This is a genomic window from Planococcus rifietoensis (genome assembly GCF_001465795.2).
Lineage (GTDB): Bacteria > Bacillota > Bacilli > Bacillales_A > Planococcaceae > Planococcus > Planococcus rifietoensis.
In genome coordinates, this window is the sequence record NZ_CP013659.2 from 2,718,418 (window position 1) to 2,743,827 (window position 25,410).

The window sequence follows — 25,410 nt, forward strand, 5'->3', positions numbered from 1 at the left end:
AGACAATTCTAGTTGGAGTCTTATGATTGATCATTTGGAAAAAGCTAGCGCGCAAAACTGATTCTCTGGCTGTGTCGCGATAGAAATTTCTATATAAAAAGAGCGCGGAAAATACATCATTTTCCGCACTCTTTTCGAATAACTATAGAAATTTCTTGATTTATCCATTTTTTCATACTGGTACATAAGGCAAATGCCTCTATTAAGGCAACCGAATTGCTACGAATTATTCACAGTTTCATACATCCGGATCGCTTCAAGAAAGTATTCCCCGTACTTCTCCAGTTTGTTGGCGCCGACACCGCTGACTTCCAAGAAGGCTTCGTCATCTTTTGGTTTGCGCGCCACCATGTCCTGCAAACTTTTATCCGAGAAGATGACAAATGGCGGAACTCCCGCCTCGTCCGCCAGTTTCTTGCGGACCGTACGCAATTCCTCGAACAATGGATCGTTGGTGGCGATTCGCTTCGTGACAACCGCGCCTTTTCTCATGACGCGGCGTTTTCCAAGCAGCACATCGCGCCCGCCATCTGGGACGAAGATTGTCGGAAAGCTGCCTTGTTCGACTGCCAGCAATTCCTGTGAAATCATGAATTCGATGAGGTTCGATACTTCTTTTGAATTCATGTGTTTCAACACGCCGTATGTCGATAATTGATCGAATCGGAAGTCGAGCACTTTTTTATTGCGTGAGCCGGTCAATACTTGGGCAGTCATCGTCTTGCCGAATTTCTGGCCCATGCGGATGACGCACGACAACACTTTCTGGACATCTTCCGTGACGTCCTGACCTTCCCTTTCGTCGACGCAGTTTCCGCAATGGCCGCACGGTGCTGCACTCCCATCACCGAAATAATGGACGATAAATTGCTGGAGGCAATTTTCCGTATGGCAATAGTCGACCATCCCCTGGAGCTTCTTCAACTCTCCCGGGATGCGTGAAGGGTCCTGGGCCTGATCGATCAAAAAGCGCTGCGTCTGGACATCCTGAGAAGCGTACAGGACGATGCACTCACTTGGCAGCCCATCTCGTCCTGCGCGCCCAGCTTCCTGATAATAGCTTTCCATGTTTTTCGGCAGCTGGTAATGGATCACATAACGGATATTGGATTTATCGATGCCCATTCCGAATGCATTGGTCGCCACCATCACGGTCACTTCATCGTTCAAGAAGCGTTCTTGCCCGAGGCGGCGTTCGTCATCCGGCATGCCGGCATGGTATTTTGCTGCCTTGACGCCGCGTTTGACTAGCGATTCATAGACCGAATCCACCGTTTTGCGCGTCGCTGCGTAAATGATGCCTGCCTCGTTATCGTTTTTCTGGACGTAGTCACGGATAAAGCGCTCACGGTCCTGTCCTTGAATGACTGAAAAACTTAAGTTCGCCCGTTCAAATCCGGTGATAACGGTATTTTGTTCTTCGATATCCAAGATGCGGCAAATATCTTCCCGCACTTGAGGCGTCGCTGTCGCGGTCAGGGCTAGAACAGTCGGATTGTCTGGGAAAATTTCCAGCATGCGGCTGATCAGCCGGTAGCTCGGACGGAAATCGTGGCCCCATTGCGAGATGCAATGCGCTTCATCGACTGCGATGAGTGGCACTTTGACGCCTTGCAAGCCATCCAAAAACATTTCCGAATCGAGGCGCTCTGGCGCAATATACAATAATTTGATGATGCCCATCTGCACTTCATGAAGGATTTCACGGACTTCATAGACATCGAGCGAACTATTAATAGAAGCAGCTGGAATTCCGGCTGCCTGTAAAGAGTCGACTTGATCTTTCATCAGGGAGATCAGCGGCGAGACGACGATGGTCGTTCCTTCCATGGCAAGCGCAGGAATCTGGTAGCACATCGATTTCCCGCCGCCTGTCGGCATGACGCAAATCGTATTTTGGCCGTCGAAAACTTGTGTGATCGCCTGCTCTTGGCCGGTCCGGAAGCTATCATACCCGAAATGCGACTGCAGTAATTTTCTTGCTTGTTCCAACACCTTTGAACACTCCCCATACTGTTTTACTATGAACGTAGCTTACCATATTTGAAGGGCTATTTCTTTTTTGGCATACGAAAAGCCACCCTGGAAAATTGATTATTTTCCGGGGTGGCTGAAAAGGCCTTTTTATTTGGATCGTGCAGGTGAAAATGATCTCAGGCGTATACTCTTGCCAACAGGAAGAAATACGGCCGCTTCATGCCTTTCCAATCCATCATGCCCAACAGCACGTCATCATTCACTTTGCGGAAATGATCTTGGATTGGCAATTGATCGTAAATCATCACCGCACTCGTTTTTCCGCGCCATTCCATCTTACGCAGCCGCGCTGCACCTCTCGCACCGCCCAATAGTTGAGCGATCAGCGCGGGCGGAAATGGATGCAGTGGAAACGGTTTTCCAAAAGGAGTTTTAAACAATAAAGGATCGACATGCTCAGCGCTGTGAAAAGCCTTGCCATACCAGCCCGATTTTTCAAGCCACCCATCCATTGGATGTCCCGAAGACAATTCGCGCCCTTTCCACGTGCCGAGCAATTCATGTGGTTCGACTGGCTCAAGCGCATCGAACAAACGGCAAGCTTCACCGGTATTCTGCGCGCCATGCTCCACAATTTCCCAAACCGGGCGTTCCGGCTTCATGGCTCTCTCCCTTTCCGCTTAAATCTCTAACTCCCAATGCTTCGCTTCTTCCTCTTTCATTTGCTGTTCGGTTTCTTCAGGATAAGCTGTACGGAATTTATGCGAATCCTGTGGAATGATTTCGACCATCTTGTCGATCATGTCCTGCGGATCGAATTGATCTTCCAAGCCTTTTTCAGCTTCTTTCATGTCTTCAGGGCGCGTGAAGTGGATTTTCTCATCAAACCATTTCCACTTCGCTTCTGCACTGCGGTCATTAAAGCCTGTGTCGAATGCGCCCGGATTGATTGTTGCCACTTGCACGCCGAACTCTGCCATTTCCTTGCGCAATGTTTTCGCAATCGCTTCGATGGCATGCTTTGTCGCTGTGTAGGGGCCGACATAAGGCGTTGACATAATGCCTGCCATAGAAGACAGGAAGATAATCTTGCCTCGGCCTTTTTCGACGAATTTACGTGCCGCAATTTGCGCCGTTTCGAGTGTCTGGAATACATTCACTTCGAATAGTTCGCGGAAGTTCGCCATCGGCACTTCACCGAGCGCGCCGCCTTCATTGACGGCGGCATTCGCTACGAAGATATCAAAATCGTATTCGAGCATCTGTGCCAGATCCTGCGGGTTTTTTATGTCCATCTTAAATGTCGTCAGTTCCACTCCAGCAGACGCTGCCGCTTCACGGAGCGATGTTACCTGCGGAGCTGTTTCGACTGGCGCAATCACTTTATGCCCTTTTGCCGCTAGGCCCAGTGCTGTGCCTTTACCGAGCCCGCTTCCGGCTCCTGTAATGAAAATCGTTTTACTCATTATTGTCTCCTCCTGATTCTGTAGGTTGCTATCATTTGTCTTCCCCATAGCAAACAGAATAAACAGGTTTAATTGAGCCACCATTCTTTGCGGTCCATTTCTTCCGCAAAATGGGCGTATTCAGAGAGCGTTTCCTCCAACACTTTTTCGCTCCGGGCCAGCATGCGCTCCCTTGCTTTTTTCCGTTTAAAGCGCCGCCCATAGACGGACTGCAATTCATCATAGGAAACTTTCAATTCGCGGAAACTCGCCGCAATTTCATCGTCTTCATCCGATAATAACGAAGCCAGCATCCCGATTTTCCCGTACAGTTCTTCCACTGTATAGCGCTCGCGATCCTTGTAGAGGATGCCGGCCACAATCGATGCCGGCAGTTCCTCGTCCACTCCCCGCGCCAAGTCTGTCAGCAATTCAATCATGATGCGCCGGTTGCTCGCCAGCGACAGGACGTAAAAAATATGTGGAATCTGATCGACCGGCGTTTCTTCAATATATTCATCAATTTGCCTGATCAAGTCCTCCGCTTTCAGATGGTCGATGAGAATGCCCAGCCGGTATGTTTCGTACATTATGTATCTTCTCAAACCCTCACCGCCATTTCCTTAAGTCTCCTTTTTATTTTGACAGATAATTCTGTTAAAAACAATTCATCAATGGTTCTTGCCACACGAAAAAAAGCCTGTCTCCCTTATTACAGGAAAACAGGCTCACAATTCTTTGAAGACATCAAGTTGCTAAGCCGTAGCTGCCCATGCGGCGCTTCACTTGGATAAAGGAAGCCGCCTCGGCGAGTTCCGCTTCATTCAATGGCTGGTCATCGAGCATCACTGTATATTCGTTCAGGAAATTCGTATTTTGAAGATCGACATTGATCGTCCGGTCATTGCGGTCCAATAAGCTATCCACAGAAATCTCAAAGAAATCGGCAAGGCGTTCCAGGTGCACTACTGATACTTGTTTCTTTCCGCTTTCATATGCCCAAACCGTACTTTTCGCAAAGCCTAGACGGTCCGCAAGCTCTTCAGGGGAAAGGCCTCTCGCTTCTCTTAAGTCTTTTATTTTTTTGCTTAACTGCTTCATAGTTGATTCCTGCTCCTTTTAATAGATTTCTAATTATTTTAAATATACTGCAATTAAAGTGAATGAGCAATCATTTTATGGATAATTTTTTAAAATAGCTTGAATATTTAGTGAACAGTATCTATTTAATTCAATAATTGGAAACCAAACAGGCCATAAAGCATACAAAAACCGAAAAAGTTTATTTTGTGATGATTAATCCCAACTTTCGGGCAAACAGCAAGGCTTGATCAGTAGATACTTTGCACCCCGCCAGCAATTCCGGAGTCAATTGCAGCTCTTCAAAGCGGCTTGAACTGAAATCGGTGCTTTTGAGAGAAGTTCCCGTGAAGTTGGCTTCGTTTAAATCACTGTCCAGAAACTGCGCATTTTTCAAATCGACTTCATAGAAATCCGCTTGCCGCAGAACGCTTTCCTCAAACCTCACATCGCTTATATGGGAAAACCCAAAAACTGAGTAATCGATGCGGCATTCTTTAAAATGCGTATAGCGGATCGTACTTTCTGTAAAATCCGTCCCGAGCAACCGGCAATTTTCAAACTTCACCCGGTGGAATACCGCACGGCTCATATCCGCATTCGATAAATCACAATTGATGAACACCACATCCGCAAACTCGCTGCGTTCCCATTCGCCATCCAAAAATCGGACATTTTCAAACAGCACCCGGTCAAAATGGATTTTTCCTGCCGCCAATTCCTCGGAAACAATCCGGCAGTCATGGACATATTCATCATCTAATGCTTCAATAAAAGAAAAAGTTTCTAGTTCGGATGGAAGCATCGGCTCAGTTTTCTTGTTCTTTTTCATCATCAGCCCTCCTGGTTCGCATATATTCTATTTCATCTTACCGATTATAGAGCCCCCTGTCCCATACGCCGCGCGAGTTGCATCAAGCCAAATCCGTCGTAAAGGAGATGCTGCATGGAAAATGTCAAAAGTACGTTCAAAGAAGTCGCCTCTGCCATTCTTCCTGTCACGATTGTCGTCATCTTGCTTCAAGTGCTGGTTATCCGCCTGCCGCTTGAAGCACTGCTGCAGTTTTTGATCGGGGTCGTTTTTGTCGGGACCGGCTTTTTTCTGTTCCTGCTGGGGGTCAACGCAGGGCTGCTCCCGATCGGTGAATTGATCGGCAAGAAGCTGCCTTTGACCCGCAAGCCTTGGCTGATCATCGGGACAGGCCTGGTGCTCGGGCTCGCGGTCACGATTGCCGAACCGGATGTCCGCGTGTTGGCCAATCAGATCGAGGACGTTTCAGGAGGCGATATTTCAAGAAACGTCCTGATCTTATCCGTGTCGGTCGGCTTGGCAATTTTCGTCAGCTTAGCGATGGTTCGGACGCTGTTCAGCATCCCGATCCATTATATGTTGATTGGTGGATATACTTTCGTCTTCCTGCTTTCCTTTTTTGTTCCTGAAGCATTCATCCCGATTTCCTTCGATGCCGGCGGGGTCACGACCGGCCCGATGGCAGTTCCTTTCATCTTGGCACTGGGCATCGGCGTCGCCTCCGTCTTGCGATCCGATAAGCCCAGCAGCGGCGAAGGCTTCGGCTTGATTGGGCTGGCTTCGATCGGCCCCATTATCGCTGTCATGCTCCTGGGGGTGCTGTACCGGTGAACTTGCATATTTTCCAAGGTTTCGGGGAAGTGCTGATCGAAGTCAGCGCAGCGCTTCTCCCGCTTGTGGTGTTCTTCAGCGTATTTCAATTATTCATGCTTAAGTTGCCGAAAGAACGCGTGCTGCAAACCGGACTCGGATTCGTTTTGACGTTTTTTGGATTGGCCTTTTTCCTGCAAGGCGTCCATATCGGCTTCATGCCCTTTGGTGAATTGATGGGAGCGGAACTTGGCGATTGGCAATACCGCTGGGCGATTATCCCGATCGGATTCGTGCTTGGCTTTGTGGCGACTTTTGCCGAACCAGCCGTCCGCATCATGAATGAGGAAGTCGACCGCGAAACGGGCGGATATATTTCCTCGCAAGTCATGCTTTATACCTTGTCGACAGGTGTCGGTTTATCTATCGCTTTGTCGATGCTGCGGATTTTGACGGGCTGGTCGATCTGGTATTTTATCCTGCCGGGCTATCTTATCGCCCTTTTCCTGATCTTTTTCTCTACACGCACATTCATCGCCATCGCTTTTGACTCAGGCGGCGTGGCTACCGGGCCGATGACCGTCACGTTCATCGTCTCTGTGGCAGTCGGCATTGCCTCTGTCACCGAAGGGCGGGATCCGCTTGTCGATGGCTTCGGGATGATTGCACTCGTGGCATTGACGCCGATCATTTCCGTACTCGTTGTCGGCTTACTCTTTAACCGAAAGGCAGGGAATCAAAACCATGAATCTGAATCATAGACTGATGATTGCCATCGTAAAACGCGGCGCTTCAAGGGACGTCATCGCAGCGGCGAAAGAAGCCGGTGCGGACGGCGCGACAGTGCTGTATGCGGAAGGAATCGGGAGAAACGAAAAGCCCACTTTTCTCGGGCTTCCCGCTACACACGAAAAAGATGTCGTCTTTATCGCTGTTGACGGCGAAATCGAATTTGCCGTCGCAGAAGCCATCAGCCATGCCGGAAAATTAGGCAAGTCAGGTTATGGCCTCGGCTTTACTGTCCACCTCAGCAAGTTGCTGGGGGTCCCCCATCTCACCGAACGCGAAGACGACCGCAAAAAGAAGCGAGGAGTGGAAAAGATGCCAGAACCGAAAGATTTTCAATTGATTGTAACCATCGTCAATTCCGGAGATTCCGGGCAAGTTGTCAAGGCAGCCGCAAGAGCCGGTGCTGAAGGCGGAACGATTTTAGAAGGGCGCGGCACCGGGGTCAATGAGCAGAAAAAGTTCATGAACTTTACGATCGACCCGGAAAAAGATGTCGTGCTGACATTGGTGCCTTCTGCATTCGCGGAAAAAGTGGTCGCGAGCATCGAACAAGCCGTCGACCTCGACGCCCCAGGAAAAGGCATCGCATTTTTGATCGACGTGGAAAACGTGTTCGGCGTCAATCATTCCTCGTTGAATCCATAAGAAAAACCGGTGAGTCCTGGACTCACCGGTTTTTCTATTTAATAACGTTCTGCTCCGTGCCCTTTAGCGCTGGCAGCTTGAGCTACTTTGCTCGCTGCCGGCTTGCCGTAAAGCTTCGGTTCGGCGTTGTCACTGTCTTTCATTTCGTTCATTTCCTTCACTTTCATATCGATATTCTCACGGACGCGGCGGCCATAGTCTTCATCGGCCTGCGTGAAGTGATGCACCATTTCCTCTTGGATGCGCGGATCGCATGCTGATAGCGCATCGCCGAGATTATTGATCAATTCTTCTCGCTCCCAATCCTCGAAACTGCGATAGGTTTCACCGGCCTGGCCGTAGTTATTTGTCCGGTCGATCGGTGCCTTCGTCAATTTGCCTTGGTATTCCGGCTCATGATCCGGAGTATCCGGGCGGTCGGCTTCCTTGAACCCGCCAAGTACAGACGGTTCATAATTGATGTGCGGATTTTTCGCGTTTTCGCCGCGCGGCACATCCATTGCCCCTCCGTATTGATTGGTCGCTACACGTTTTCTCGGCGCGTTGACCGGCAGTTTCAAATAGTTTGCCCCGATGCGGTAACGCTGTGTGTCGGAATACGAGAACGTACGGCCAATCAACATTTTATCATCGGAGAAATCCATGCCGTCGACAAGGACGCCTGTTCCGAATGCTGCCTGCTCAATTTCCGCATGGTAGTTTTCAGGATTGCGGTTCAAGACCATTTTCCCGACTGGCAGGAATGGGAATTTATCCATCGGCCATAATTTCGTGTCATCCAGCGGGTCAAAGTCGAGTTCCGCATGTTCGTCGTCGCTCATGATCTGCACGAACAACTCCCATTCCGGATAGTCGCCGTTTTCAATCGAATCGTAAAGATCTTCCGTTGCATGCCCAACGTTTTTCGCCTGGATTTCATCGGCTTCTGCCTGAGTCAAATTGCGGATGCCTTGTTTTGGCTCCCAATGATATTTCACAAGGACTGCCTCTCCTTTGTCATTGACCCATTTATAGGTATTGACCCCAGAGCCCTGCATGTGTCGGTAGGTTGCTGGAATGCCCCAAGGGGAGAACAGGAACGTGATCATATGGGTCGCTTCCGGGGAACGGGCGACAAAGTCGAACATCCGCTCCGGATCCGGCACATTGGAGACCGGGTCATTTTTAAAGGCGTGGATCATATCCGGGAATTTCATCGCATCACGGATAAAGAAAATTTTCAAGTTATTCCCGACGAGGTCCCAGTTGCCGTCTTCTGTATACATTTTCACAGCAAAACCGCGTGGGTCTCGGGCTGTTTCCGGAGAGTGGCGGGATCCTGCTACTGTAGAAAAGCGCACAAGCAATGGCGTCTGTTTGCCTTTGCCCGAAAATACTTTGGCGCGCGTATATTTTTCAACCGGCTCGTCGCCGACTGTTCCATAAGTCTCGAAATAACCGAATGCTCCAGCACCACGTGCATGAACGATGCGTTCCGGTATTTCTTCACGGTCAAAATGAGAGATTTTTTCGATGAAGTTATAGTTTTCAAGAGTAGCCGGCCCGCGATTTCCGACAGTTCGCAAATTCTGGTTGTCTTTTACCGGATGCCCTTGGCGATTCGTCAAGGTTTCCTCGTTTTCGCCTTCAGACATTTTGTTCTTAAGCTCTTCATTATGGTCCTTCATGAGAATCCTCCTTCATTTTAATGCCATCATTTCCCTCTTCCCACACCCGCTTTTAAATAAACCTATTTTCTGCCAAATCATCCCTTCGACGCAGACTCATCCTTTGCAAGAAGTGCCCTTTATCATTTGAAAATTAAACCCGCCTCCCTTGGAATAGACAAATCCCGCTGGATATGGAAAACTAGAATGGAATCGACTAACAGAAAGCAGGGCTGGAAATGAGCGTTACCTTGAAAGAAAAAGGGAGATGGGACCCTTTGAAAGTTTTTTTGAAAGTATCAGTGGCCTATATTCTCTCTCGGTTTTACCGAAATGCAAAAGGTCCGAAAATCGCCCTGGTGGGAGGAAACCTCGGAGAAAAATACGAAGACAATGCTTCCGTATTTCATAAATATGTGGTGAATAACCATGCAGAACAAGTCACGGCTTATTGGATGTATGACCCGGCGACCGACTATGCGAAGAACGGTCGTATCCCAAATGCCGTAGCGCTTGGCAGCTTCCGTAATTACTTGCTGTTTTTCCGCGCCGATTACACGTTTCATGGGCATTCCTTGCTTTATGACATCGTGCCATCCGCCGATAAATTCTTGAATTTGAATCGCCGGACGGTTATTACGCATGTCAGCCACGGCATCGAAGGCTTCAAGAAAATCCTCATCCAAAAAGAGGATGTTCCACTCCTCAAGCGGACTGATTACTTCAACTGTGCCTCGCGCTATGAATACGAGTTGAAACGCGACAAATGGAAAATCCCTGAAGAAAAACTCATCATCACCGGATTCCCCCGTTTTGACCGCTATTTGCCAAACCAGCAGCCACCAAAAGAAATGAAGCGCATCCTCATGATGATGACTTGGCGTGAATGGCTGTTTGACCTCTCAAGGGAAGAATTTCTCGAAAGCAATTACTTCCGCAGCACGATCGGCTTATTGGAGCACGAAGGAATACGAAATCTCCTGAAGTCTAATGGCATCCGTCTACAAATCGCCTTGCATCCGTTCATGAAGCGATTTGAAGAGCACTTCTTTTCGCTTGCCGACCAGGATTACGGCATCGAATTCCTGGATTTCAACCACGCATCCATTGAGCGTTCAATCGAAGAAAACGATATGCTTCTGACGGACATCACTAGCGTTTCCTGGGACTTCCTGTATTTGAACAAACCGATCATCTTCTTTATGTTCGACCAACAGGAGTATACGGAAAAACGCGGTTCCTACCTCGACCTCGATAAAGATTTATATGGATATAGATCCCCGACAGTAGAAGATGTCTACAACACGCTCACTTATATGGTGGACAACAATATTACGCACAACGAATGGTACGGAAAAGCTAATGAATACATCGACTATTTCGACCAGGACAACTGCAAACGACTGGCACAACGTGTCATGAACGTTTAAATGTTTCACGTGGAACTCTATTATGAGACAAAAAAAACGGCAAACCTGAGATCGTTCAGGCTTGCCGTTTTTTCAGTTTACCAAATGAATAGAATGAATAAGCCTTTAAGACGGTAAATTGCTCAGTTGCAGCTCCACAGGGCAATGATCTGAGCCGTGTACATTTTTGTGGATCGACGCACTCTTCAGTTTGTCGACGAGACGGTTGGAAGCAATGAAGTAATCGATGCGCCAGCCGACATTCTTCTCACGGCAATTCGAACGATACGACCACCATGAATAATGGCCGCCTTCATCCGGATGGAAATGGCGGAATGTGTCCACAAAACCGCTGTCGAGAAAATCACTGATCTTTCCGCGTTCTTCTGGCGTGAAGCCCGAATTCTTTTTATTGGCTTTCGGGTTTTTCAAATCGATTTCCTGATGCGCCACGTTCAGGTCTCCGCATAAAATAACAGGCTTTTCGAGGTCCAATTGCTGGATATACGAAAGCAGCTTGTCTTCCCATAATAGCCGGTACGAGAGGCGAAGCAACCCATGCTGGGAGTTCGGCGTATAGCTATTGACCAAATAAAATTCAGGGAACTCCAATGTGATCAGCCTGCCTTCTGAATCGTGCTCCTCGAGGCCGACCCCATAATGGACATTCAGTGGGCGCTGTTTGGTGAAAATCGCTGTGCCTGAATAGCCTTTCTTCTGTGCATAATTCCAATATGTATGATAACCCGGAAGCTCCAAGTCAATCTGGCCTTCCTGCAATTTGATCTCCTGAACGCACAAAATATCAGCTTCCACTGTCTCGAAGAAATCCATAAACCCTTTTTTCATCACGGCCCGCAGGCCATTTACATTCCATGATATCAACTTCATGCCACTCACTCACTTTCTGTCATCAGTGTAGCGGAATAAAGGCTTTGCCTCAAATGCAGAGGGTTGATTGTCTTTTTTTATCTTGTAAAATTTCAGCAAATATTCAGTCAAAACTGTCTTTTTTTAGAGTCTGTCTTGTACAATAGACTTAATAAAAAAGGAGGCCTTCGGCTATGGCGAAGTTCACGAAACCGGAAAAAAGCTGGGCGTTATACGATTGGGGCAGCTCCGCTTATTCCATTATCATCACCACCGCAGTGTTTCCGCTTTTCTATAAAGCAGCCGCAACAGACGCCGGCGTAGGACTGGCAGATTCCACTGCTTATTTAAGCTACACGATCGCTATCTTCACGTTTATTTTGGCAATGCTCGGCCCGTTGCTCGGCACCATTGCCGATTATGAAGGAATGAAAAAGAAGTTTTTCACCGTGTTTTTCGTTCTGGGTACAGTTTCGACGGCGATGCTCGCTTTTGTCCCGGAAGGCCAGTGGCTCTGGCTCTTGATCTGTTATGTGTTCGCTGCGCTTGGTGCGACCGGCGCGAATCTGTTCTATGATGCTTTCATTGTCGATGTCACAACTGAAAAACGCATGAACCGCGTGTCTGCATTCGGCTATGGGCTCGGCTATATCGGTTCGACCATTCCGTTTGCGCTCGCCATCTTGATCATTTTGCTCGCCCAAAACGAAATCCTTCCGCTATCTGTCACGAACGCCAGCCGGCTTGCCTTTTTGATCACCGCCGCTTGGTGGATCCTGTTCTCGATTCCTTTATTCCGCCATGTAAAACAAAAGCATTTCATCAAACGTGAAGCAAGTCCCGTCGTCCAAAGCTTCCGCCGGCTCAGTAAGACCATCCGGGAAATCCGGCAATACCGCGCTTTGTTTCTGTTCCTGATTGCGTACTTTTTCTATATCGACGGCGTCGGCACAATCATTTCCTTATCCACTGCCTACGGAACCGACCTTGGATTGAGTGCAACCAGTTTGTTGATCGTCTTGTTTGCCACTCAAGTCGTGGCTGCACCTTTTGCAATTCTCTACGGCAAGCTCGCCGATCGCTTTACTGGAAAGAAAATGCTGTATGTCGGCATCTGTGTCTATATTATCGTCTGTGTCTACGCAGTCTTCATCGAAACTATCATGGATTTCTGGATTCTTGCGATGCTGGTTGCCACTAGCCAAGGCGGCATCCAAGCATTGAGCCGCTCTTATTTCGGCAAGCTGGTGCCTAAGCAAAATGCCAATGAGTTTTTCGGCTTCTACAATATTTTCGGCAAGTTTGCCGCGATTACGGGGCCTTTGCTTGTCGGCATCACTTCCCAGATCACCGGCAACTCCAGTTTAGGGGTTTTGAGTTTGGTCGTGCTTTTCATCATTGGCCTGGTCGTTCTTATCTTCGTCCCGGAACCCACGCCTCATGACCCTGTTGATGAAGTAGCAGCTGAATAACAAAAAGGCCTCCCGCAACAGCGGGAGGCCTTTATTCATGATTAATTATTCTTTTTCGCGTCAGTTGGCTCGACTTTGATCTCGCCGTCTGAGTTTTTGCCGAGTGATGATTCACCAAATTCTACAACATCCACGCCGCCGGCATCTTTCTCAGCTTTCTTGATTTCTTTTTCTACTTTCTTTTCAGCCTTGTCATGCTCTTTTTGGGCTTTTTCTTCTTTTTTCTCTTCTTTTTCTTCAGCTTTTTCTTGCTGCTTCACTTCTTTTTCAATTGCTTTCTCTTGTTTCTTCACTTCTTTTTCTTCTTTTTTCTCTTCGCGCTTCGCTTTCAGTTCGTCAGCTTTCACTTTCGCCTGCTCGATGGAAGTGTTCACTTTTTCACTGGAATCCGAAGTTTTCGCTTTCACTTGTTCCTGTAATTCCTTGCCGCTCTTAGGCGCAAGCAAAAGTCCGGCTGCGGCACCGATCAAAGCACCTGTCACAGCGCCGGCAACAAAGCTTCCGCCGCCTCCGCCTGATTCAGAACCGTATTCCTGTGCCATTGGTGCAGGCGACTGGATTTTGCCTTGGCGCACGAGACGCTCTTCGACTTCCTCTACGATTTCAAACAATGTGCGCCCTCTTGCTTCAACTAATGAAACGCTCATGTGGAAATCCGTCAAATCTTCCTGGTCACGGACGACCACTACGTCGTAATCGGGTGCATCTGTTTTCTTTTCAAGCATTTCTGCACGATACCCTTTTTGTACTAACGCATCGCGTACGGATGTAAATGGATGTTCAACTGCAATTTTTACCATTCTGTGTCCACTCCTTTTTTATGAAAACTCTATGTTAAGTTGTTTTCCCCTAATCCACGGCTCTAAACTTATCCTTTGCGAACTCCTCCATTTTTTTCAAATTTTCACGCTTTGAATAGCTTTGTGAATACACTTATTCATAATGAAAAATTTTAGCATTAAATAGGGAATCGCCGCCCTGCTTTGGATTGGCCTCTTGCCATAAGTCAGGAAGAACGCCCGTCTTATGGCATCGGCTCACCCTTGGCGTTGGTCGGCTTTAAGATTTCTTAGAGATATATGAGTATCCGTGGTTTCACTTCTCGATTATTCATCTGCAGATGGGGGAATCGCTTCCCTGCATTGGGACAGATGGTGAAACTTTGTGAATGTGGTCAATTGAAACAGTTACAAGCAGTGGCTTGTTATTCATTCTCATGCTGATCGATTGCATACAAAAACCCCGGCCCGGCATATTTTAGCCGGTCGGGGCCGATGGATTTTATACGGTTACTGCTGCGCGTTCTACAGCTTTGATGCGTGTCCCGGTTTCTGCATCGAAGAAATGGACGTGCGCCATGTCGAAAGCGAGTGTTGCTTGGTGACCTGCTTCGATCGTTGTGGCCGCATCGACGCGGGCGATGAATTCCTGGTCCTCGTAGACAGCGTGAAGGATTGTCTCAGCGCCTGTCAGTTCGGATACCGTGATCGTCGCATCGAATTCACTGGCCGGAATTTTCGACAGGTCTTCGTTGTTGACGTGGATATGTTCTGGGCGGATGCCGAGCGTGACGGGCTTATTGTCATAGCCTTCCCCTTTCAACACATCCAATAGCTTTGCAGGAATCGACATCTTTTTACTTCCTACAGCGAAAGTGCCATCAACCAGTTTGCCTTCGAAGAAGTTCATCGCCGGTGAACCGATGAAGCCGCCAACAAAGCGATTTTCTGGGAAATCATAGACTTCTTTCGGCGTACCCACTTGCTGGATCAAGCCATCTTTCATGACAACGATGCGGGAAGCCATCGTCATCGCTTCCGTTTGGTCATGAGTGACGTAGATCGTTGTCGTTTTCAGGCGGTTATGCAATTTGGAGATTTCTGCGCGCATCTGTACGCGCAATTTCGCGTCCAAGTTCGACAAGGGCTCATCCATCAGGAATACTTTGGCATCGCGGACAATGGCGCGTCCAAGGGCCACACGTTGACGCTGACCGCCTGAGAGCGCTTTCGGTTTTCTGTTTAGGTAGTCTTCCAATCCGAGGATCGCAGCAGCTTCGTCTACGCGTTGCTTGATTTCCGCCTTTTTGAACTTTCTCAGCTTTAAGCCGAACGCCATATTTTCATAGACTGTCATATGTGGATACAAGGCGTAGTTTTGAAATACCATGGCGATGTCGCGTTCTTTTGGCTCGACATCATTCATGCGTTTTCCATCAATGAAGAATTCGCCTTCCGAGATTTCTTCCAACCCTGCGATCATTCTCAATGTTGTCGATTTCCCACACCCCGAAGGACCGACAAAAACGATGAACTCTTCATCTTTTATATGTAAATTGAAATCGCTGACGGCCAGCGCCCCTTTATCATACCTTTTGCCTAATTGATCGATCTTAATTTCTGCCATGTCCCAGTCTCCTCTAATACTTTTTCTTCTATTATAGAGAATATGCAGTAAATTACAAATATATATTTGGCAAGTGCAATCCTCTACTGTATACTCGTTGCTAATGAAGCTGGAATATTCTGTACTAATAGAGACATGAATAGCGAGCTCCTTAACATCTTTCTGACCATTTACTTCGCCTGGCAAAATTTATGGTTTTCGAAGATATTCACACATAAGGAGAGGAATATCATGAAAAAAATGTACACCGTATCCGCTGCCTTTTTAGCCTCCTCATTATTTCTTACAGGATGCGCGGGATTTCAAACCGGCAATGGCAACGATAGCTCTACGGAAAACGAAGATGGTAAAGTCGTTCTCGATTTCTGGACCTTCTGGGGCTCCGAAATCCGCCGTCCCGTCATCGAAAAAATCATTACCGATTTCAACGAATCCCAGGATGAAATCGAAGTTCAGCATACTTACCTTCCTTGGGGAGACATTTGGACGAAAGAACTCGCAGCGATTGCAGCTGGCGACCCGCCTGATGTAGTCATCAATGACATCAACACGACCGCTCTCCGAGGAGAACAGAACCAGGCGATGAACCTGGCTGAGTTCTTATCAGAAGACGATATTTCAGGCCAGTTCTATCCGGAACTATGGGATGCCACACTTTACGAAGGCGATTCTTACGGCATACCGTTCAACACCGATACGCGGGTGCTGTTTTACAACAAAGATGCGTTTGAAGAGGCTGGGCTAGACCCTGAACAGCCCCCAACTACTTGGGCGGAACTTGAAGAATATGCAGCAAAGCTCGACGTAAAAAACGGCGATGACTACGAACGCATCGGGTTTTATCCATTATGGGGCATCAATTACGACGTCTGGATGCTGAATGCCAATGGCCACAACTTCATCAATGAAGAAAATGACGTCTTGATCGACACCGAAACCAATCTTGAAACGCTCGAATGGCTGAAAGGCTGGAAAGATAAATACGGCGACGATGTCATTAATTCCTATAAAGCTCAAATTGACAGCCAGCAAGGCAATCCGTTCTTCAACGGCAGCCTCGGCATGTACGTTAGCGCACCAACTTTCTACACACAAATTCGCGATTATGCAGATGACTTGAACTTCGGTGTCGCAAAATTGCCGGAAATGGAACCAGGCAACGGCCCTACGAGCTGGGGCGGCGGATTTGTCGCCGAGATTCCAGCCGGCGCTTCGAACCCTGAAGCTTCTTATGAATTCATCAAATACTTGACGGGCGCTGAAGCCCAAGAATATTGGGCGGTCCAGAACTTCGACAGCGTCGCCAATATCGAAGCCGCTGAAAACGCAGCACAGTCCGAAGAATTTACGGAAGATGGCACCATGGTCTACAGCATGGCAACTGAATATATGAGCGATACTCTCCTTACACCGGTGCCGGTATCTGCCCCTGACTTCATGGGCAGCGTCAATCCGAAAATCGATGAAGTATTCCTTGGTTCGAAAACGCCAAAACAAGCGCTTGAAGAAGCACAGGCAGACGTCGAATCATTGATCGAAAAAAATACACGCGAGTAAGGAGGGCTTCGCTTGGCTAAAACAAAGTCGGCTATGCGGCGGAAAGAAACGATGTACGGTTATATTTTCGTCATGCCGTGGATCATCGGGTTTCTTGCTTTTACGGCAGGTCCCCTGCTCTTTTCACTGTTCGCAAGTTTTACCGATTACAACATTACAACCCAGATGGACTTTGTCGGAGCTGAAAACTATCAAGGGCTCTTCACCGAAGACGGTTTGTTTTGGACATCCCTTTGGAACACTTTGTACTATGTGCTATTTTCCGTCCCATTGACGACAATGGGCGCGATTTTCCTGTCGGCACTCCTGAACCAGGACGTTCCGGGCATCCGCGTATTCCGCACACTGTACTATTTGCCTGCGGTGCTGTCGGGGGTCGGCGTTTACCTATTGTGGATGCAATTGCTCGATCCAGGCACGGGAATGATCAATTTAATACTCGGATGGTTCGGCATCGACGGGCCCAACTGGCTATTCGATCCCGAGTGGACCAAACCTTCTTTAATCTTCATGAAGCTGTGGAGTGTCGGCGGTGCGATGCTCTTGTATCTCGCCAGCATGCAAGGCGTTTCCAAGACTTTGTATGAAGCGGCGGAAATCGATGGCGCCAATACATTCCGCCAGTTTTTCCATATCACCTTGCCGATGATCACACCGGTCATTTTCTTCGATGTGGTGACCAGCCTGATCGGTGGCTTCCAGATTTTCCAGGAAGCTTACGTCATGTCGAGCAACGGCGAAGGCGGCCCGGCGAATTCCTTGTTGTTCTATAACCTATATATGTGGCGCCAGGCCTTTGAGAACTTCAATATGGGCTACGCAATGGCCATGTCCTGGATTCTGTTCATCATCGTATTTATCCTGACTATGATCAACTTGAAGCTCGCTCCGCGCTGGGTCCATTACGAGGGAGGCGATAATCGATGACCTCCCGTCAAGAAGATACCCGCTACATCGAAGAAGCAGGCACCACGAAGGATATCAAAAATCCAAGCTATTTCGAGCATCATGGCAACCGGAAAAAAATGCTGAAACTCATTAATTTCGTGTTGCTTGCAGCAGGAAGCTTGATGATTTTATCGCCCTTATGGTGGATGTTCTCGACTTCCCTGAAGACAATGGCTGAAGTGATGTCATTCCCGCCCACTTTCTTTCCGGAATCCTGGAATTGGTCCAATTACATCCGGACCTGGGAAGCGGCACCGTTTACCCAGTACACGATCAATACGCTCGTCATCACCACCTTGGTCGTTATTGGCAATGTCTTGTCGAACTCGTTTATCGCATATGGTTTTGCCAAAATTCCGTTCCGTGGGCGCAATGTGCTGTTTGCGATTGTGCTGGCGACGATGATGATCCCGGGATTCGTTACCTTGATTCCGCAGTACGTCTTGTTCGCCAAGCTCGGCTGGGTGAACACCTATTATCCTTTGATCGTGCCGGCCTTTTTCGGCAGCGCGTTCAACATCTTCCTATTGCGGCAATTCTACATGACGATTCCGAATGAATTGATTGAAGCAGCGAAGATGGAAGGCGCCAGCCATTTTTATATTTGGCGCAAGATTGGCTTGCCGCTCACCAAGCCGGCAATCGCCACTGTTGCTATTTTTTCATTCAACGGTGCTTGGAACGACTTTCTTGGCCCGCTGCTCTATTTGAACGACGAGAACCTGTATACCTTGCAAATCGGCTTGCAGGTCTTTAAAGGGCAGCTCAATACCCAATGGAACTACCTGATGGCCGGCTCATTGCTCGTCTTGCTGCCAGTCATTATCATTTTCTTCTTTTTCCAGAAGTATTTTATTCAAGGCATCAATTTACAGTCTGGCGGAAAATAATAAAAAGCTTGCAGCCACTGGTTGCAAGCTTTTTATCGTTGCGCCTAAAAACAAAAAGCCCCCGAAAAATTCGGGAGCTTCCTGCCTATCGTGCTATTAGACCGTTGCCGGTTTTTTCTCTTTTTTGATCTGCTTGCTGCGTAGCTGTCCGCAAGCAGCATCGATGTCTGCGCCTTGTTCGTGGCGGACACCGCAATTGATGCCTTTTTTCTTCAATGCATCATAGAATGCACTGATGGCTTCAGGCGTGCTTTGCTGGTATTGGTCGTGCTCATCAACCGAGTTGTAAGGAATCAAGTTGACGTAAGATAAGTGACGCTTGTTTTCAAGCAATTTCGCCAGCTTGTTCGCTTCTTCGACATGGTCGTTGACGTCACGCAGCATGATGTATTCGAACGTGATGCGGCGGTTCGATTTTTCCAAGTAATAATCGATGGAGTCCATCAATTTTTCAACCGGATAAGCTTTGTTGATCTTCATGATGCGTGAACGCAATTCGTTCGTCGGGGCGTGGATAGAAATCGCCAAGTTGACTTGCAAGCCTTCATCCGCATAATCGTAAATCTTCGGCACGATGCCGCTTGTGGAAACCGTGATGTGGCGCGCTCCGATTGCCAACCCTTTTTGGGAGTTCACAACGTGGAGGAAGTCCATCAAGTTTGTGTAGTTGTCGAACGGTTCGCCGATGCCCATAACGACGATGTGGCTGACGCGCTCTTCTTTTTGTTCCGCATCGAAATGCGCCTGCACTTGCATAATCTGCTCGACGATTTCACCCGCGTTCAAGTCACGGCTCTTCTTCAATAGGCCACTTGCGCAGAAACTGCAGCCGATGTTGCAGCCGACTTGTGTCGTTACACAGACCGAGTTGCCGTATTTAAAGCGCATAAGAACTGTTTCGATCAAGTTGCCATCTTGCAAACGGAAAAGGAATTTAATGGTGCCATCAGACGATTCTTGCTTGACTGCCTGGTCCAATGTACGGATCGCAAAACTGTTTTCCAAAAGCTCGATGCAATCCTTCGATAAGTTCTTCATCTCCGAGAATTCAGTGACACGTTTAATGTAAAGCCAATCCCACACTTGTTCCGCGCGGTATTTCTTTTGGCCATTTTCTACAAACCAATCTTTCAATTGTTCTATCGTCAATCCATAGATGGAATTTTTCATATTAGGACCCTCATTTCAGAATTTCACAATTGCTTATTATAATACTAAAAATCCAGTCTGGCAACAACTATTTTCCACTAATTCCTTTGACACCTGCTGTATTTCTGCATATTCCCTGACGGAGAAGGGTACAGAATCAATACAGCAAAAAGGAGGAGAATCATCATGGCAGCAATTACGCATGTGGGGCTGGCGGTCCCCGATTTAGACAAGGCAATTACATGGTACCGAAAAGTATTCGATTTTCATATTTTGGCGGGGCCATTTGATTTTGATGCCGATACGGAAGGGCCAGAATCCATGACGAACGATCTGCAAGGCCCGGAAATCCGCAAAATGCGCAATGTCCATCTTATGTCTTCCGACGGCTTCGGCATCGAATTATTCGAATTTCAGGACCCTTCTTTTTCTGAAGAGCCGCCGCGGCGTGCAGGATTTTTCCATATTGCCTTGGTAGTCGATGACATCGTCGAAACGATTGAACGCGTCGTCCAGCACGGCGGGCGCCAACGCAGCAAAATGTGGAACATCAATAAAGGCAAACCGCATTATCTCGTCTATACTGAAGATCCGTTCGGCAACATCATTGAATTGTATTCACGCAACACATCAGAAATGTATGGCAATCGTTGAACAGAAAAGAGAATACTTGTTAAAAAAAGCTGATGTCCATTGCGCCGGACGCTTTCCGCGGGCATGGCCTCAGCCGCTTCGTCGCTAACGCTCCTGCAGGGTCTTCGGCTCATGTCGCTCCGTCGCGTTGCTCCGTCACTGCTCCCGCTGGAGTCGCCGGCTACATTCCCATCAGCAAATACCGCTGGAGCATTTAACAAACAGATTATCGGAAATAACCCAACCAATTTCTCAAGTTACATTCATTCAAGAAACTTATGAAATATCATTTTGAAGATATTAAAGTCAATTTAAAACCGGACAGCCTAGGTGGCTGTCCGGTTTTCAGAGTGTTGAAGAAGTCTATAATCTGCTATGAATGAAAAAGGAAATCACCATTTCTACATTCAAAAATCAATGTGCTATCTGAGTATTTGGAGAAGCGTTTGCTCTTAAAACCTTCTGCTCAATAATGCTGCGCATTACTTCGCAAAGATAATGTCTCCCTTAGGTCGACCTTATCTTTCCTGTGGGACTAGCGGGTTTGAGAGACCCCGCCAGGCAATGAATGAGCGAAGCTGTGCTGAGCACATTCATTTGCGATGCTCGAACGTAGTGAGAGTTGAGCAACGTTTTTAGTGACGAGGAGGCTCGATTCCCGCCCCACGGAAAGCGAGCGATAAGCTTCGGAAAATACGGTTTCCTGAGTTTCTCGACGGCCTGAAAACCGGACAGCCTATGTGGCTGTCCGGTTTTATTTGTTTAGACCAATTGCTCTTTTTTCACGAGCATCGTGCCGTTTTTGGCTAATGATTCGTGCCATGAGAAAGCTTTCTCTAAGACGTGCGGCGTCTGGCCTCCGCGTGTCAGCGCTTCTTCGTAATACTCGCGCATTTGCGGGCGGTAGTCCGGGTGGACGCAGTTTTCGATGATGACTTCCACGCGCTGGCGCGGCGCCAGTCCGCGAAGGTCGGCATAGCCTTGCTCGGTGACGACTACATCGACATCGTGCTCGGTATGGTCGACATGTGATGCGAATGGCACTACACTCGAAATCTTGCCGTCTTTTGCGGTTGATTTCGTGACGAAGATAGCGAGGCGCGCGTTGCGGGCAAAGTCTCCTGAACCTCCGATGCCGTTCATCATTTTCGTACCGGAGACATGCGTCGAGTTGACGTTTCCGTACATATCGAATTCAAGCGCTGTATTGATTGAGATCAAGCCGAGCCGGCGCACGATTTCGGGATGGTTCGAGATTTCCTGCGGGCGCATGATGATCTTGTCGCGGTATTGGTCGAACTCGCTAAACACTTGCTTCATTTTCGGCTCAGACAATGTAATTGAACAGCAAGAAGCGAAATCCACTTTGCCGGCATCTATCAAATCGAAGACTGCGTCTTGGAGCACTTCCGAATAGACTTCCAGGTTTTTGAATTCCGAATCGATCATGCCGTGAAGCACGGCATTGGCGACAGAGCCGATGCCGGATTGAAGCGGAGCCAGTTTTTCTGTCAAACGGCCGGCTGCAATTTCACTGCGGAAAAAGTTCAGCAGATGGTCAGCCATGATTTTCGTGTCTTCATCCGGCGCTACGATGTTCGACGGGGAATCTTCCTGATGCGTAAAGACGATGCCGCGCACGCGCTCCATGTCGACCGGGATGCCTTTTGTTCCGATGCGCTGGTCCACGGAAGTCAACGGGATCGGGTCGCGCTCGCCTTGTTTGCCGGTGTCGTAAATATCATGGATGCCTTCAAACAGTTCAGGCTGGGCCGCATTGATTTCCACGATGATGTTTTTCGCGTGTTTGACGAAAACGGATGAGTTGCCGACAGAAGTCGTCGGGATGATCATGCCGTCTTCTGTGATCGACAAAGCTTCGACGATCGCGAAGTCGATTGGCTCGATGACCCCTGAACGAATCCATTCCGCTGTATGGGACAAATGATGATCCACGAAATACATATCGCCGGCATTGATCGCTTTGCGCATCGCCGGTTCTGCTTGGAACGGTAAACGCTTGTTGACGATGCCCGCTTCTGCGAACAATCGGTCGATATCGGACCCGAGGGAGGCACCGGTAAAGACATTGACTTTGAAGCTTTCCGTTTCAGCACGTTCAACCAGCGCGTAAGGAACCGCTTTCACATCTCCCGCTCTTGTAAATCCGCTAAGTCCGAGTGTCATGCCATCTTGAATCCACGCTGCCGCTTCCTGCGCTGTAACAACCCGGTCCTGCAATTCTGCCGCTTTGATTCGCTCAAGTTTCTTTTCCATTCCATCCACACTCTCTTTCTGTAAGTTTTATCTAATATATGTTATTTTTTGAAGCGTTTTCATATTAACGGGTAGCATATTTGTTCTTCCAATAAAGAAGACAGGATGCAAGACACCCAATCTATTTGTCTGATTATTAGCTAATATTAACTGGTGAAGAAGCGAAAAAGGGAATATCCGAATGGAAGAGTGCATACCTTGGGTCAAACAGAAAATCGGCTGTCCGAGGCAGCATTTTCATGCGTTCTCAGAAGCCGAGTAATTTACGAAAATAGCTGGAATACGATTGGCTGACGGGCAAACGGTCTCCATTATCCATTGCTAGCACGAATGTGGAATGGGTATCGGGATGAATTTCTTCAATATGGTGGACGTTGACAATAAACGACCGGTGGCAGCGGATGAATGAATCTCTCGGCAGCAAATATTCGAATTCCTGCAAGGAGTTTTTATTCGTTCCGGAAAAATCTGCAGCGTGGACATGGGTTTTTCGGTCCTTCACTTCAAGGTAGCGCACATCGGTGAATGGAATCGGCTTCCAGCCATCAGGGCTTTTCACCGTCACGACCGATTTCCCTTCTGTATAAGCCGGATAGATCGCCATGACACAGCCCGCGAGTGCGCCATCTTCTTCAAATGGCACCGCCATGCCGTGATACGGCACTCCGAACACTTCGCGGTTGATGAATTCCGACGCTTTTTGGCCGGTTGTCAGCGCTTTATGGGCGATGGTGCCTTCACGCACTTTATCCCCTGCCTTGATCTTCAAATCAATGCGTTTGCTCGGGCGATAATAAGTATATTCTTCCATATTAGAGACCGCTATCGAGACTTCATCGGAGAATAGCTCCCCCATCACATCCAATAGCGGGCCGGGTGTAATTTTTTCCATCGCGCACGTGCCTCCAGTAACATTCAAGTGGTATTAGTATACCTGACTTTGCATGAACAGAAAAGTTAGGCTCAAGGCCGCCGCTTAAGTTTCCTCCCAATTATGGCGATTTCTTTAACATCGTTCCGTCGCGCATGTATTTTGCGTGCCACGATAAAGCTTCATCGAGGACATGCGGCGTATGCCCGCCTTGAGCAATTGCCCTATTGAAATAATCCTGCAGTTGCGGGCGATACTCCGGGTGGACGCAATTCGCGAGGATCCGCTCCGCCCGTTCACGGGGCGCCAGATTGCGGATATCGGCAAAGCCGTGTTCCGTAACCAATACGTCTACATCATGTTCCGTATGGTCGATATGTGAAGCGAACGGCACGATACAGGAAATCCGCCCATTCTTGGCGGTGGATTTGGTGACGAAAATGGCGAGCTGCGCGTTGCGGCCGAAATCCCCCGAACCGCCGATGCCGTTCATCATTTTGGTTCCTGAGACATGGGTCGAGTTGACATTGCCGTATAAATCGAATTCCAAGGCGGTGTTGATCGAAACGAGCCCCAGACGCCGAATGATTTCTGGGTGATTGGAGATTTCCTGCGGCCTCAGCACCAGTCGATCCCGGTAGCGGCCGAAGTTTTGATAAATTCTTTCCATATAAGGCTGCGATAAAGTGATTGCCGACCCGGAAGCGAATAACGCTTTGCCGGAATCGAGCAAATCGAACACCGCATCTTGCAGCACTTCAGAATACAGTTCCAGCCCTTCGAATTCCGAATCGAGGAGGCCATGCAACACTGCGTTCGCAACGGACCCGACACCTGATTGAAGCGGTGGCAGGTTTTGGTTCAGGCGGCCAGCTTGAACTTCGCCGCGCAAAAATGCAAGCAAGTGGCCTGCCATGATATCCGTTTCCGCATCCGGCGGCTCGATCGGTGAGGGCGAATCCGCTTGATCGTTCCAGACGATGCCTTTGACTTTCGAAGTATCGACCGAAATGCCTTTTGTGCCGATGCGGTCCCGCGGCGAGACGAGCGGAATCGGTTGTCTCGATCCGACCGCTTGCGGTTCGTAGCAATCGTGGAGCCCTTCCAATTCCAGCAGTTGTGCGGTATTGATCTCGATAATGATCTGCTTCGCATGGTGGGCGAATACCATCGAGTTGCCGACGGAAGTAGTCGGAATCAACAAGCCGTCCTGCGTGATGCCAAGCGCTTCGATGATGGCAAAATCAAGCGGGCCCGCAACTCCCCCCCTGACCCATTCCGCTGTTTGAGATAAATGATGATCGACAAACTGAACCTTTCCCGAATTGATTGCAGAACGCATCAAAGAATCAGATTGATACGGCGCACGTTTTCGGACGATGCCCGCCTGTGCGAAGCGGCCATCGATTCCGGAACCGAGCGATGCGCCGGTATAGACATCGATTTGAAACGGCTCTTCATGCGCGCGCTTTACCAAGGCATTTGGCACGGCCTTGGCATCGCCTGCGCGCGTGAATCCGCTGAGCCCGACCGCCATGCCATCCTTTATCCAGGAGGCTGCCTGTTCAGCACTAACTATCCGTTCTTGCAGAGCTGTTAACTTGATTCGTTCGAGTCGTTGATCCATCGCTATCCCCTCCCCCTTGTCGGTCTTGGATATTACTTTATACCCTTGAAGACACCCTTCAACCCGTTTCGATTTTCAGCCGACAAAAAAAGCTTTCA

At 48.5% G+C, this 25,410-nt stretch carries 23 protein-coding genes; 9 read left to right on the top strand and 14 right to left on the bottom strand.

The genetic code is table 11. The annotated features are described in order from the left end of the window. Nucleotides 1-219: 219 nt before the first annotated feature. From recQ to AUC31_RS13475, 6 genes are all read right to left on the bottom strand, one after another. Nucleotides 220-1,995 carry a DNA helicase RecQ gene (gene recQ, locus AUC31_RS13450; protein ID WP_058382700.1) on the bottom strand — a complete coding sequence of 592 codons (1,776 nt, stop codon included), beginning with the start codon at nt 1,993-1,995 and terminating at the stop codon, nt 220-222. 158 nt (nt 1,996-2,153) lie between these two features. Further along, nucleotides 2,154-2,639, bottom strand: coding sequence for a DUF4334 domain-containing protein (locus tag AUC31_RS13455; protein WP_058382699.1), 486 nt, complete (start codon nt 2,637-2,639; stop codon nt 2,154-2,156). A gap of 18 nt (nt 2,640-2,657) precedes the next feature. Then, nucleotides 2,658-3,443, bottom strand: coding sequence for an SDR family oxidoreductase (locus AUC31_RS13460; protein ID WP_058382698.1), 786 nt, complete (start codon nt 3,441-3,443; stop codon nt 2,658-2,660). Between the two features lie 68 nt (nt 3,444-3,511). Beyond that, nucleotides 3,512-4,012 (bottom strand): hypothetical protein, encoded by a 501-nt coding sequence (locus tag AUC31_RS13465; RefSeq protein ID WP_058382697.1) that lies wholly within the window; start codon nt 4,010-4,012, stop codon nt 3,512-3,514. Nucleotides 4,013-4,169: 157 nt separating this feature from the next. Further along, complete coding sequence (locus tag AUC31_RS13470) at nt 4,170-4,523, bottom strand: helix-turn-helix domain-containing protein (protein ID WP_058382696.1); 354 nt, start codon at nt 4,521-4,523, stop codon at nt 4,170-4,172. Nucleotides 4,524-4,704: 181 nt separating this feature from the next. Continuing rightward, nucleotides 4,705-5,334: a pentapeptide repeat-containing protein gene (locus AUC31_RS13475; protein ID WP_058382695.1), complete on the bottom strand. Its 630-nt coding sequence runs from the start codon at nt 5,332-5,334 to the stop codon at nt 4,705-4,707. Between the two features lie 114 nt (nt 5,335-5,448). Here AUC31_RS13475 and AUC31_RS13480 point away from each other — a divergent pair, with 114 nt between their 5' ends. Genes AUC31_RS13480 through AUC31_RS13490 form a run of 3 tightly spaced genes read left to right on the top strand, consistent with a single transcriptional unit; the run spans nt 5,449 to nt 7,557 of the window. Next, a complete protein-coding gene (locus AUC31_RS13480; protein WP_058382694.1) occupies nt 5,449-6,144 on the top strand; it encodes a DUF1538 domain-containing protein in 696 nt (231 codons plus the stop codon). Beyond that, nucleotides 6,141-6,884, top strand: coding sequence for a DUF1538 domain-containing protein (locus tag AUC31_RS13485; protein WP_058382693.1), 744 nt, complete (start codon nt 6,141-6,143; stop codon nt 6,882-6,884). The genes AUC31_RS13480 and AUC31_RS13485 overlap by 4 nt, the downstream gene beginning before the upstream one ends. Further along, nucleotides 6,868-7,557, top strand: coding sequence for a P-II family nitrogen regulator (locus AUC31_RS13490; RefSeq protein ID WP_058382692.1), 690 nt, complete (start codon nt 6,868-6,870; stop codon nt 7,555-7,557). Before AUC31_RS13485 ends, AUC31_RS13490 begins: the two co-directional genes overlap by 17 nt. A 38-nt stretch (nt 7,558-7,595) precedes the next feature. Here AUC31_RS13490 and AUC31_RS13495 read toward each other — a convergent pair whose 3' ends face one another. Further along, nucleotides 7,596-9,224, bottom strand: coding sequence for a catalase (locus tag AUC31_RS13495; RefSeq protein ID WP_058382691.1), 1,629 nt, complete (start codon nt 9,222-9,224; stop codon nt 7,596-7,598). A 257-nt stretch (nt 9,225-9,481) separates the two neighbouring features. Here AUC31_RS13495 and AUC31_RS13500 point away from each other — a divergent pair, with 257 nt between their 5' ends. Continuing rightward, nucleotides 9,482-10,633 (top strand): CDP-glycerol glycerophosphotransferase family protein, encoded by a 1,152-nt coding sequence (locus tag AUC31_RS13500; protein WP_237150618.1) that lies wholly within the window; start codon nt 9,482-9,484, stop codon nt 10,631-10,633. Nucleotides 10,634-10,738: 105 nt separating this feature from the next. Here the strand turns inward: AUC31_RS13500 and AUC31_RS13505 are convergent, their stop codons facing one another. Further along, nucleotides 10,739-11,503: an exodeoxyribonuclease III gene (locus tag AUC31_RS13505; protein ID WP_058382689.1), complete on the bottom strand. Its 765-nt coding sequence runs from the start codon at nt 11,501-11,503 to the stop codon at nt 10,739-10,741. 173 nt (nt 11,504-11,676) lie between these two features. On the opposite strand from AUC31_RS13505, the gene AUC31_RS13510 reads away from it, so the two are divergent. Beyond that, a complete protein-coding gene (locus AUC31_RS13510) occupies nt 11,677-12,954 on the top strand; it encodes an MFS transporter (RefSeq protein ID WP_058382688.1) in 1,278 nt (425 codons plus the stop codon). Between the two features lie 41 nt (nt 12,955-12,995). On the opposite strand, the gene AUC31_RS13515 is transcribed toward AUC31_RS13510, so the two are convergent. Continuing rightward, entirely contained in the window at nt 12,996-13,754 is a 759-nt protein-coding gene (locus AUC31_RS13515; protein WP_058382687.1) for a YkuS family protein, read from the bottom strand. Nucleotides 13,755-14,235: 481 nt separating this feature from the next. Further along, nucleotides 14,236-15,360, bottom strand: a complete 1,125-nt coding sequence (locus AUC31_RS13520) for an ABC transporter ATP-binding protein (protein WP_058382686.1) — start codon at nt 15,358-15,360, stop codon at nt 14,236-14,238. 231 nt (nt 15,361-15,591) lie between these two features. On the opposite strand from AUC31_RS13520, the gene AUC31_RS13525 reads away from it, so the two are divergent. From AUC31_RS13525 to AUC31_RS13535, 3 genes are all read left to right on the top strand, one after another. After that, entirely contained in the window at nt 15,592-16,917 is a 1,326-nt protein-coding gene (locus AUC31_RS13525; protein ID WP_058382685.1) for an ABC transporter substrate-binding protein, read from the top strand. A gap of 12 nt (nt 16,918-16,929) precedes the next feature. After that, a complete protein-coding gene (locus tag AUC31_RS13530; RefSeq protein ID WP_058382684.1) occupies nt 16,930-17,844 on the top strand; it encodes a carbohydrate ABC transporter permease in 915 nt (304 codons plus the stop codon). 98 nt (nt 17,845-17,942) lie between these two features. Continuing rightward, complete coding sequence (locus tag AUC31_RS13535; RefSeq protein ID WP_058383772.1) at nt 17,943-18,755, top strand: carbohydrate ABC transporter permease; 813 nt, start codon at nt 17,943-17,945, stop codon at nt 18,753-18,755. 96 nt (nt 18,756-18,851) lie between these two features. Here the strand turns inward: AUC31_RS13535 and rlmN are convergent, their stop codons facing one another. Beyond that, a complete protein-coding gene (gene rlmN / locus AUC31_RS13540) occupies nt 18,852-19,925 on the bottom strand; it encodes a dual-specificity RNA methyltransferase RlmN (RefSeq protein WP_058382683.1) in 1,074 nt (357 codons plus the stop codon). Nucleotides 19,926-20,090: 165 nt separating this feature from the next. Between rlmN and AUC31_RS13545 the strand changes: the two genes are divergently transcribed. Continuing rightward, nucleotides 20,091-20,558: a VOC family protein gene (locus AUC31_RS13545; protein ID WP_058382682.1), complete on the top strand. Its 468-nt coding sequence runs from the start codon at nt 20,091-20,093 to the stop codon at nt 20,556-20,558. 741 nt (nt 20,559-21,299) lie between these two features. On the opposite strand, the gene AUC31_RS13550 is transcribed toward AUC31_RS13545, so the two are convergent. The 3 genes from AUC31_RS13550 to AUC31_RS13560 form a co-directional block, all read right to left on the bottom strand. Then, nucleotides 21,300-22,814 carry a succinyl-CoA:acetate CoA-transferase ScpC gene (locus tag AUC31_RS13550; RefSeq protein WP_058382681.1) on the bottom strand — a complete coding sequence of 505 codons (1,515 nt, stop codon included), beginning with the start codon at nt 22,812-22,814 and terminating at the stop codon, nt 21,300-21,302. Nucleotides 22,815-23,061: 247 nt separating this feature from the next. Continuing rightward, on the bottom strand, nt 23,062-23,706 hold the full coding sequence (locus AUC31_RS13555; protein WP_058382680.1) for a LytTR family DNA-binding domain-containing protein: 645 nt from the start codon (nt 23,704-23,706) through the stop codon (nt 23,062-23,064). A 100-nt stretch (nt 23,707-23,806) separates the two neighbouring features. After that, nucleotides 23,807-25,312, bottom strand: coding sequence for a succinyl-CoA:acetate CoA-transferase ScpC (locus AUC31_RS13560; RefSeq protein WP_058382679.1), 1,506 nt, complete (start codon nt 25,310-25,312; stop codon nt 23,807-23,809). Nucleotides 25,313-25,410: the final 98 nt, after the last annotated feature.

Bases quoted from the DNA above. Each gene is read 5' to 3' on its own strand.
- AUC31_RS13455 (WP_058382699.1), bottom strand. From the start codon at position 2,639: ATGAAGCCGGAACGCCCGGTTTGGGAAATTGTGGAGCATGGCGCGCAG.
- AUC31_RS13460 (WP_058382698.1), bottom strand. From the start codon at position 3,443: ATGAGTAAAACGATTTTCATTACAGGAGCCGGAAGCGGGCTCGGTAAA.
- AUC31_RS13465 (WP_058382697.1), bottom strand. From the start codon at position 4,012: ATGTACGAAACATACCGGCTGGGCATTCTCATCGACCATCTGAAAGCG.
- AUC31_RS13470 (WP_058382696.1), bottom strand. From the start codon at position 4,523: ATGAAGCAGTTAAGCAAAAAAATAAAAGACTTAAGAGAAGCGAGAGGC.
- AUC31_RS13475 (WP_058382695.1), bottom strand. From the start codon at position 5,334: ATGAAAAAGAACAAGAAAACTGAGCCGATGCTTCCATCCGAACTAGAA.
- AUC31_RS13480 (WP_058382694.1), top strand. From the start codon at position 5,449: ATGGAAAATGTCAAAAGTACGTTCAAAGAAGTCGCCTCTGCCATTCTT.
- AUC31_RS13490 (WP_058382692.1), top strand. From the start codon at position 6,868: ATGAATCTGAATCATAGACTGATGATTGCCATCGTAAAACGCGGCGCT.
- AUC31_RS13495 (WP_058382691.1), bottom strand. From the start codon at position 9,224: ATGAAGGACCATAATGAAGAGCTTAAGAACAAAATGTCTGAAGGCGAA.
- AUC31_RS13505 (WP_058382689.1), bottom strand. From the start codon at position 11,503: ATGAAGTTGATATCATGGAATGTAAATGGCCTGCGGGCCGTGATGAAA.
- AUC31_RS13510 (WP_058382688.1), top strand. From the start codon at position 11,677: ATGGCGAAGTTCACGAAACCGGAAAAAAGCTGGGCGTTATACGATTGG.
- AUC31_RS13515 (WP_058382687.1), bottom strand. From the start codon at position 13,754: ATGGTAAAAATTGCAGTTGAACATCCATTTACATCCGTACGCGATGCG.
- AUC31_RS13520 (WP_058382686.1), bottom strand. From the start codon at position 15,360: ATGGCAGAAATTAAGATCGATCAATTAGGCAAAAGGTATGATAAAGGG.
- AUC31_RS13525 (WP_058382685.1), top strand. From the start codon at position 15,592: ATGAAAAAAATGTACACCGTATCCGCTGCCTTTTTAGCCTCCTCATTA.
- AUC31_RS13535 (WP_058383772.1), top strand. From the start codon at position 17,943: ATGCTGAAACTCATTAATTTCGTGTTGCTTGCAGCAGGAAGCTTGATG.
- rlmN (WP_058382683.1), bottom strand. From the start codon at position 19,925: ATGAAAAATTCCATCTATGGATTGACGATAGAACAATTGAAAGATTGG.
- AUC31_RS13545 (WP_058382682.1), top strand. From the start codon at position 20,091: ATGGCAGCAATTACGCATGTGGGGCTGGCGGTCCCCGATTTAGACAAG.
- AUC31_RS13550 (WP_058382681.1), bottom strand. From the start codon at position 22,814: ATGGAAAAGAAACTTGAGCGAATCAAAGCGGCAGAATTGCAGGACCGG.
- AUC31_RS13555 (WP_058382680.1), bottom strand. From the start codon at position 23,706: ATGGAAAAAATTACACCCGGCCCGCTATTGGATGTGATGGGGGAGCTA.
- AUC31_RS13560 (WP_058382679.1), bottom strand. From the start codon at position 25,312: ATGGATCAACGACTCGAACGAATCAAGTTAACAGCTCTGCAAGAACGG.